5 protein-coding genes are annotated in these 5701 nt (G+C 69.1%); 4 read left to right on the forward strand and 1 reads right to left on the reverse strand.

The features are described from left to right. The coding region (locus VFM98_RS01060) for a DNA topoisomerase III (protein ID WP_325108031.1) at positions 1–2805 on the forward strand (2805 nt) is incomplete at its 5' end. Positions 2806–2907: 102 nt separating this feature from the next. On the opposite strand, the gene VFM98_RS01065 is transcribed toward VFM98_RS01060, so the two are convergent. Beyond that, positions 2908–3291: a DUF3703 domain-containing protein gene (locus VFM98_RS01065; protein WP_325108032.1), complete on the reverse strand. Its 384-nt coding sequence runs from the start codon at positions 3289–3291 to the stop codon at positions 2908–2910. Between the two features lie 145 nt (positions 3292–3436). On the opposite strand from VFM98_RS01065, the gene VFM98_RS01070 reads away from it, so the two are divergent. The 3 genes from VFM98_RS01070 to VFM98_RS01080 all read left to right on the forward strand — a co-directional run bounded on the left by VFM98_RS01070 (position 3437) and on the right by VFM98_RS01080 (position 5638). Beyond that, positions 3437–3997 carry a YbhB/YbcL family Raf kinase inhibitor-like protein gene (locus VFM98_RS01070; protein WP_325108033.1) on the forward strand — a complete coding sequence of 187 codons (561 nt, stop codon included), beginning with the start codon at positions 3437–3439 and terminating at the stop codon, positions 3995–3997. 22 nt (positions 3998–4019) lie between these two features. Beyond that, positions 4020–4520, forward strand: a complete 501-nt coding sequence (locus tag VFM98_RS01075; protein ID WP_325108034.1) for a YbhB/YbcL family Raf kinase inhibitor-like protein — start codon at positions 4020–4022, stop codon at positions 4518–4520. 83 nt (positions 4521–4603) lie between these two features. Continuing rightward, positions 4604–5638 carry an AI-2E family transporter gene (locus VFM98_RS01080; protein ID WP_325108035.1) on the forward strand — a complete coding sequence of 345 codons (1035 nt, stop codon included), beginning with the start codon at positions 4604–4606 and terminating at the stop codon, positions 5636–5638. The last annotated feature ends 63 nt before the right edge of the window (positions 5639–5701 follow it).

Genomic DNA, 5701 nt, shown 5'->3' on the forward strand with positions numbered 1-5701 from the left:
GTCAAGCGCGGCAAGTGGAGCTTCGCCCACCTGCCGGTGATCCCGCCGTACTTCGACCTGAAGCCGGTGGACAAGACCAAGTCGCGCCTGAACGCGGTGGTGCGGCTGGCCCGGCGCAAGGACGTGACCGAGCTGGTGAACGCCTGCGACGCCGGGCGCGAAGGCGAGCTGATCTTCCGCCTGATCGAGCAGTTCGCCTTCGAGGGTGACAGCCCCGCCAAGGGCAAGAAGGCGGGCACTCACAAACCGGTGCGGCGGCTGTGGCTGCAGTCGATGACGCCGCAGGCGATCCGCGAAGGCTTCGAGAAGCTGCGCACCGACCGCCAGATGGAAGGCCTGGCGCACGCCGCCCGCTCGCGCTCGGAGGCCGACTGGCTGGTGGGCATCAACGGCACCCGCGCGATGACGGCCTTCAATTCGCGCGACGGCGGCTTCTTCCTCACCACCGTCGGCCGGGTGCAGACGCCCACGCTGGCGATCGTGGTGGAGCGCGAGGAGCAGATCCGCAAGTTCGTCAGCCGCGACTACTGGGAAGTCCACGCCACCTTCGCCGCCCAGGCCGGCGAGTACCCCGGCAAGTGGTTCGACCCGAACTGGAAGAAGGACCCCGAGGACGCCGAGAAGCGCGCCGACCGGGTCTGGAACGAGCAGCAGGCGCGCGCCATCGCCGACGCGGTGCGCGGCCGGAAGGCGACCGTCACCGAGGAATCGAAGCCCAGCACGCAGGCCTCGCCCGGCCTGTTCGACCTGACGTCGCTGCAGCGCGAGGCCAATGGCCGCTTCGGCTATTCGGCCAAGACCACGCTGGCGCTGGCGCAGTCGCTGTACGAGCGCCACAAGGCCCTGACCTATCCGCGGACCGATTCGCGCCACCTGCCTTCCGACTACGTGAAGGTGGTGCACGACACCATGGGCATGCTCGCCTCCAGCGGCATGCCGCACCTGGCGCCGTTCGCCCGGCAGGCGATCAACGAGCAGTACGTCAAGCCGATCAAGCGCGTGTTCGACGACAGCAAGGTCTCGGACCACTTCGCCATCATCCCCACGCTGCAGGCGCCCAGCGGCCTGTCGGAGGCGGAGCAGAAGCTGTACGACCTGGTGGTGCGGCGCTTCCTGGCGGTGTTCTTCCCGAGCGCCGAGTACATGGTGACCACCCGCATCAGCGAGGCGGCCGGGCATCGCTTCCGCACCGAAGGCAAGGTGCTGGTCAAGCCGGGCTGGCTGGCGATCTACGGCAAGGAAGCCGCGGACCAGGACCCGGACGCCAAGGAAGGCGACAAGGGCCAGAACCTGGTACCGGTGCAGCCCGGCGAGAAGGTGGACACCGCCTCCGCCGAGGCCAAGGGCCTGAAGACCCGGCCGCCGGCGCGCTACAGCGAAGCAACCCTGCTGGGCGCCATGGAAGGCGCCGGCAAGTTCGTGGAAGACGACGAGTTGCGCGAGGCCATGGCCGAAAAAGGTCTCGGCACCCCGGCCACCCGTGCGGCCATCATCGAAGGCCTGATCAACGAGAAGTACATGCTGCGCGAAGGCCGCGAGCTGATCCCCACGGCCAAGGCCTTCCAGCTCATGACGCTGCTGCGCGGTCTGGGCGTGGAGGAACTCACCAAGCCGGAGCTGACCGGCGAGTGGGAATACAAGCTGGCGCAGATGGAGCACGGGCGCCTGTCGCGCGACGCGTTCATGCGCGAGATCGCGGAGATGACCAAGCACATCGTGCGCAAGGCCAAGGAGTACGACCGCGACTCGGTGCCGGGCGACTACGCGACGCTGAAGACGCCCTGCCCCAACTGCGGCGGCGTGGTGCAGGAGACCTACCGCCGCTACAACTGCGTGGGCGGCCGGGGCAAGGAGCCCTGCGGCTTCTCCTTCACCAAGATCCCGGCCGGCCGGCCGTTCGAGCTGGAGGAGGTGGAAGCCTTCCTGCGCGACAAGCGCATCGGTCCGCTGCAGGGCTTCCGCTCCAAGGCGGGCTGGCCCTTCACGGCGGAACTGGCGCTCGTGTACGACGAGGCCGAGCGCAACTGGAAGCTGGAGTTCGATTTCGGCGAGGAGAAGAATCCCGCCGAGACCGGCGAGATCGTCGACCTGTCGGCGCAGGAGCCGCTGGGCCCCTGCCCGAAGTGCGGCCACCGGGTCTTCGAGTGGGGCAGCAACTATGTCTGCGAGCGCTCGGTGCCCACCGAGCAGCACCCCACGCCCACCTGCGATTTCCGCAGCGGCAAGGTGATCCTGCAGCAGCCGGTGGAGCGCGAGCAGATGGCCAAGCTGCTGGCCACGGGCAAGACCGACCTGCTGGACAAGTTCATCTCCATGCGCACGCGCCGGCCCTTCAAGGCCTACCTGGCCTGGGATGCGGAGGCGGGCAAGGTGAACTTCGAGTTCGAGCCGCGGGCCTCCAAATTCCCGCCGCGCAAGACGGCCGGGGCGGCCAGCGCGCAGACGGCGACGGCCAAGGCCGCCGCCAAATCGGTGCCGAGCGAGCCTAAGGCCACCGCGAAGGCGGCGAAGAAGGTGGCCGCGCCGGCCAAGAAGGCGGCAGCAAAGAAGGCGCCGGCCGCGAAGAAGGCCGCGGCGGGCTTGAAGCCGAGCCCGGAACTCGCCGCCGTGGTGGGCGACGAGCCGATCGCGCGCACCGAGGTGATCAAGAAGATCTGGGACTACATCAAGGCCCACGGCCTGCAGGACCAGAAGGACAAGCGGGCGATCAACGCCGACGCCAAGCTCAAGCCGCTGTTCGGCAAGAACCAGGTGTCGATGTTCGAGCTGGCGGGGATCGTCGGCAAACACCTCTCCGCGGGCTGAGACCTCGCCTCCCTCCCCCCTGGGGGAGGGTTGGGGTGGGGGCGCTCCGGCGCTTGTCGATCGCCCGCTCGCTGGGCTTCGGCGCTTCGCGCTCTCATTAGCCTACGTTGGCAGCTTGGTCGCCAGGGTCGCCATGTCGATCCGCAGCTGCACTGCCTCCGGCGGCTGCATGACCTGCAGCGCGGGCACCGTCGCGCGGCCGATGTTGCCGGCCGGCAGGCGCCGCAGCAGGTGGCCCAGGGGCAGCAACGCGATGCGCAGCAGCTGGCCCGCGATCTCGCGCCGGTCGCCGCTCGCGCGCGCCAGCGCCAGCATGCGGCAGTGGCTGTCGAAATGCAGGCCAGCCTCGTGCTGGCCCACCACATGGGCGGCCATCAGCCATTCCCATTGGGTCTCCAGCGGCTGCCCGGCCGCGGCCGCATCCGCGTGGCCCCGTACGAGGCGCGCGTAGACGATGCGGCGTTCGTCCGGGGTGAGGCGGTCCATATCACATTTTGTAACACCCGTCCAGCTGAAATGTCAAGCTTCGATGCCGGCCTGCGCGCGCCGTAACCGCGGTTCGTGCACGCAAAGACAAGCGCGCGGCTTCGTAGCATCATCGCGGTCCCCACCCCAACCATCAGGAGGATCGATGACGCGTACCCTCATCGCGGCCGCGGCGCTTGCCTTCGCAGCCGCCGGCGCCGCTGCCGCCTTCAAGCTGGAGAGCCCCGACATCAAGGCCGGCGGCACGATGGACAAGAAGTTCGAGGCCAACGTGTTCGGCTGCAGCGGCGAGAACAAGTCGCCGGCGCTGAAGTGGAGCGGCGCGCCGAAGGACACCAAGAGCTACGCGGTGACGGTGTACGACCCCGACGCGCCCACCGGCTCCGGGTGGTGGCACTGGTCCGTCATCAACATCCCCGCCAACGTCACCGAGCTCAAGCCGGATGCGGGCAATGCCAGCAACGCCAACCTGCCGCCCGGCGCGCACCAGGTGCGCATCGACTACGGCACCGCCGCCTGGGGCGGCGCCTGCCCGCCGCCGGGCGACAAGCCGCACCGCTACGTCTTCACGGTCTACGCCCTGAAGACCGACAAGATCGACATCCCGGCGGACGCGACCGCGGCGCTGGCCGGCTTCATGATCAACGCCAACGCCCTGGCCAAGGCCAGCTTCACGGCCAAGTACGGGCGCCCGAAGGCCAAGTGATCACGCAGGGAGGCAAGCAGCAATGAGCGAGTTCAAGCTGGAAAGCCCGGACATCCAGCCGGGCGCCATGATCGACAAGCGCTTCGAGGCCAACGTGTTCGGCTGCACGGGCGAGAACAAGTCGCCAGCGCTGAAGTGGAGCGGGGCACCGCAGGGCACGAAGAGCTTCGCCTTGACGGTCTACGACCCCGACGCGCCCACCGGCTCCGGCTGGTGGCACTGGGTGGTGATCGACATCCCGGCGAGCGTGAGCGAACTGAAGCCCGACGCCGGCAACCACAGCGGTGCCAACCTGCCCGCGGGCGCGCGCCAGGTCCGCATCGACTACGGCTTCACCGGCTGGGGCGGCATGTGCCCGCCACCCGGCGACAAGCCGCACCGCTACGTCTTCACCGTGCATGCGCTCAACACCGAGCGCATCGACATCCCCGCCGACGCGACCGCGGCCCTGGCCGGTTTCATGATCAACGCCAGCACGATCGAGAAGGCGAGCTTCACGGCGCTGTACGGCAGGCCGGCGTAGCGGCTGAGGCGAAGCGAAACCGCAGGCGGGTGGTGGAGCGCAGCGAAACCCCGGCACAAGGAGCGGCGCGTCACAATTCCCCGGTGAAGCGCCCCCTCACCCCGACCGAAACCACGCCCGAGCTGGAGCGGCTGCGCCTGCGCAGCATCGTGGTGGCGGCCGTGGCCCTGATCGGGGTGCTCTACCTGCACCTGCTCTCCGCGCTGTTTGCCGGGCTCGCCGGCTTCGTGCTGTACCGGCGCGTACGTGACTTCACCGGCCCGGCGCAGGGCTCGTGGAAGACGCGCACGCTGCGCTGGATCATGGTGTCGCTGGCCGTGGCCGGGCTGGCCCTGCTGTTCGCCGCCGGCGCCGAGTTGCTGTTCAAGTCCGGCGGCCTCGGCCGACTGATGGACCTGGTGGCCGATACGCTCGACCAGCTGCGCGCCACCGCGCCGGGGTGGGTGGTCGATCGCCTGCCCGAATCGGCCGACGCCGTGCAGCATGCCGTCAGCCGCTGGCTGCGCGAGCACTCCGGCCAGGTGCAGCGCTGGGGCGGCGAGGCGCTGAAGGTGCTGGTGCACATCATCCTGGGCCTGGCGATCGGCCTGATGGCCGCGACCGCGGCGCGCAACGCCAACGCCGCTCCTGCCCGCCGGCCGCTGATCCAGCTGGCGCAGGATCGCATGCTGCAGCTCGCCAACGCCTTCGGCGACGTGTTCTCCGCCCAGCTGCGCATTTCGCTGATCAACGCGGCACTGACGGCGCTCTACCTGCTCGTGCTGCTGCCCGCGCTCGGCTTCCGCATCCCGCTCGCGCCGACGCTGGTGGGCTTCACCTTCTTCGGAGGGTTGATCCCGATCGTGGGCAACCTGCTGTCGAATTCGGCGATCACGATCGCGGCGCTCACGGTGTCGGTGTGGATCGGCGCGGCGTCGCTCGTCTTCCTGATCGTGATCCACAAGCTGGAGTACTTCCTCAATGCCCGCATAGTGGGCGGGCGCACGAACGTGCCGACCTCCGCGATGCTGGCGTCGATGCTGGTGCTGGAGTCGGCGTTCGGCTTGGCGGGGCTGGTGGCGGCGCCGATCTATTGCGCGTGGCTCACGCGGGAATTGCGCGACGGGGAGTGGGTGTAGAAATCGCTGGGCTTCGCGCTGGCGCGGCTCAGCACCAGCCTACGGGGAGAGCCCAACGAGTCA

Origin of the sequence: Ramlibacter sp., from assembly GCF_035706265.1 — a bacterium.
GTDB lineage: Bacteria > Pseudomonadota > Gammaproteobacteria > Burkholderiales > Burkholderiaceae_C > Ramlibacter.

Bases quoted from the DNA above. Each gene is read 5' to 3' on its own strand.
- VFM98_RS01065 (WP_325108032.1), bottom strand. From the start codon at position 3,291: ATGGACCGCCTCACCCCGGACGAACGCCGCATCGTCTACGCGCGCCTC.
- VFM98_RS01070 (WP_325108033.1), top strand. From the start codon at position 3,437: ATGACGCGTACCCTCATCGCGGCCGCGGCGCTTGCCTTCGCAGCCGCC.
- VFM98_RS01075 (WP_325108034.1), top strand. From the start codon at position 4,020: ATGAGCGAGTTCAAGCTGGAAAGCCCGGACATCCAGCCGGGCGCCATG.